The organism is Kitasatospora sp. NPDC051702 (assembly GCF_040681575.1).
Classification (GTDB): Bacteria; Actinomycetota; Actinomycetes; order Streptomycetales; family Streptomycetaceae; genus Kitasatospora.
Genome location: NZ_JBFAZB010000107.1, coordinates 1 through 2,745 on the forward strand (window position 1 = coordinate 1; position 2,745 = coordinate 2,745).

The 2,745-nt window shown below is 74.3% G+C and carries 2 protein-coding genes; one reads left to right on the plus strand and one right to left on the minus strand.

Translation table 11 applies throughout. The features are described from left to right. Positions 1-128: 128 nt before the first annotated feature. Positions 129-1,637 carry an MFS transporter gene (locus AB0N04_RS38485; protein ID WP_360222546.1) on the minus strand — a complete coding sequence of 503 codons (1,509 nt, stop codon included), beginning with the start codon at positions 1,635-1,637 and terminating at the stop codon, positions 129-131. A 313-nt stretch (positions 1,638-1,950) separates the two neighbouring features. Between AB0N04_RS38485 and AB0N04_RS38490 the strand changes: the two genes are divergently transcribed. Then, a complete protein-coding gene (locus AB0N04_RS38490; protein WP_360222549.1) occupies positions 1,951-2,607 on the plus strand; it encodes a TetR/AcrR family transcriptional regulator in 657 nt (218 codons plus the stop codon). Positions 2,608-2,745 lie beyond the last annotated feature (138 nt).

Below are 2,745 nucleotides of genomic sequence, written 5' to 3' on the forward strand. Positions count from 1 at the left end.
TCGCGGGGGGGGGCCCGGGGGGGGCGCGGGGGGCCCGGGGGGGGGGGGGGGGCGGGGCCCGGGCAGCGCGCGCCCGGCACACGGCGATCGGTGCACGGTGGTCAGTACACGCGGTCAGTGCCCCGCGGTCAGTGCACGGTGGTCAGCACCGCCGCCGGGTCGTCCGGGATCTCCCGGGACCGGGCCACCAGCGCGGCGACCACGGCGACCAGCGCCAGCGCCGCGCCGACCCAGAAGGCCGCCGAGCTGCCGACCGCGAGCAGGTGCGAGGGCAGGTCGGCGGGGGCGACGTCCGTGGGCAGGTGCGCCGTCTCGTCCTTGACGGTGGAGCTGAAGACGGTGACCAGGATGGCCAGGCCGAGCGCGGACCCGACCTGGGTGACCACGTTGAGCAGGCTGGAGGCGGCGCCCGCGTCCTCCTGCTCCACACCCGCGACGGCGATGATGTTCAGCGGGACGGTGAAGAAGCCCGCACCGACGCCGATCAGGATCATCGGGCCGAACAGCCCGGACAGGTAGCCGCTGTCGGCGTCCAGCTGCGCCAGCCAGACCATGCCGGCGGTGACCAGCACCGCACCCGCCAGCATGAACGGCTTGGCACCGACCTTGGTGAGCGTCTTCATCACCACGCCCGCGGCGGCGATCAGCGCGAAGGCCACCGGCACGAAGCCGAAGCCCGCCTTGATCGGGCTGAACTTCATCACCTCCTGGACGAACTGGGTGAGGAAGAAGAACATCCCGGCCAGGTTGCCGGAGAGGAAGAGCATCGCGCCCAGCAGGATGGTGCGGTCCCGGTCGCGGAACAGCCGCAGCGGCAGGATCGGCTGGGCGGCGCGGGTCTCGACCAGGAGGAAGGCGCCGAGCAGCACGACGGCGCCGATGAAGCAGAGCACCGTGGTGGTGTCGCCCCAGCTCTTGGAGCCGGCGTTGATGAAGCCGTAGACCAGCAGCGCCATGCCCGCGGTGGAGGTGAGCGCGCCGACCAGGTCGAAGCGGCCGGGGTGGCGCTCGGACTCGCGGACGTAGCGCGGGCTGAGCACCGCGATCAGGATCCCGAAGGGGATGTTGACGAAGAAGACCCAGCGCCAGGACGCGGTGTCGGTGAGCACTCCGCCCAGGATCAGGCCGAGCGCGGCACCGGAGCCGGTGACCCCGCCGTAGACGCCCATGGCCTTGGTGCGGGCCTTGCCCTCGGGGAAGTTGGTGGCGATGAGGGCGAGCGTGCCGGGGGCCGCGAGGGCGGCGCCGATGCCCTGCAGGGCGCGGGCGAGCAGCAGCAGGCCGCCGTTGGGGGTGATGCCGCCGAGCAGGGACGCGCCGGTGAAGACCGCGACGCCGATCACGAAGACCTTGCGGCGCCCGAGGATGTCGCCGAAGCGCCCGCCGAGCAGGAGCAGCCCGCCGAAGGTCAGGGCGTAGGCGTTCAGCACCCAGGACAGGTCGGAGCCAGTGAAGTCGAGGTCCTTCTGGACGTCGGGCAGGGCGACGTTGACGATGGTCGCGTCCAGGATGATCATCAGCTGGCAGACCGCGATGATCGCCAGTGTGATGCCCGGACGGGACGGTCCGGCCTGGGCGGGCGCGGGCGGATCCGCCTCGTCCTTCAAGGTCGGGGACGGGGTGGACGAGGTCGTCACGATAGCCTCCACAGGGCCGTGAGCACGTGGGTGTGGGATCCGACGGGCCGGCCCTGGCACGGGCGGGCGCGCGGCGGCCCGTCAGGGGCGGGCCGCGGATCCGGCGGACGGGTCCGGTCGCGCCGAGGAGCGGGCGCAGGGACCGGGGACTTCACAGGAACGTCGGACGTACGTCGGGAAGGAGCACCGGTAGAACAGGAGGGCCCCTCCACATAGAATACGGAGGACACCTCCACTTCGCAAGCAAGGAGCGCCGCCGATCACCCGCAAGCCGCTACCGTCAAGACCCCAGAACCCGCCTCCCGGAGAGAACATGACGCCGCCTCGGTCCGCGAAGCCCGCCCAGCCCGACCAGACCGCCCCCGAGACCGGGCCCGACCGGCCCGGGCAGCCCACCGGCCGGCCGCGCGCCGCCGGCGCCCGCCCGATGCGCGCCGACGCCCGCCGCAACTACGAGCGCCTGCTCGCCGCCGCCGCGACCGTCCTGGAGGAACAGGGCACCGAGGCCTCGCTGGAGGAGATCGCCCGCCGGGCGGGAGTCGGCATCGGCACGCTCTACCGACACTTCCCCACCCGCGCCGCCCTGCTGGAGGCGGTGCTGCAGGACAGCATGGCCACCCTGGAGGGACGCGCCCGCGACCTGACCGCCTCCGCCGACCCCACCGCCGGGCTGCTGGCCTGGCTGCGCGACCTCGCCGCCTACGCCACCCGCTTCCGCGGCCTGGCCTCGGCCGTGATGGTCAACCTGGTCGACGAGCACACCGACTTCGAGTCCTGCGCGGGCATGCTCACCGCCGCCGGCACCCTGCTCCGGCAGGCCCAGCTCGCGGGCGGCGTCCGCCCCGACGTCTCGGTGCCGGACGCGGTGACGCTGGTGAACGCGCTGGTCTGGGCCCTGGAGCAGGGCAACGGGGACGAGGAGCAGTTCGAGCGGCTCTTCGACGTGGTGGCGCGCGGCCTGCGGCCGTAGGACGCGCCCCGGACCCGTCGTCGACCCGCGGCTCCGGGGCCTCCGGCCGACGGGCACGGCGAGGCGGCCCGGCCCCACCGGGGCCGGGGCCCCCCCCCCCCGGCCGCCACCCCCCGCGCCCCCCCCCGCGCCCCGGCC

What these genes read in the sequence shown, in the direction of transcription:
- AB0N04_RS38490 (WP_360222549.1), top strand. Translation starts at nt 1,951, where the DNA reads ATGACGCCGCCTCGGTCCGCGAAGCCCGCCCAGCCCGACCAGACCGCC.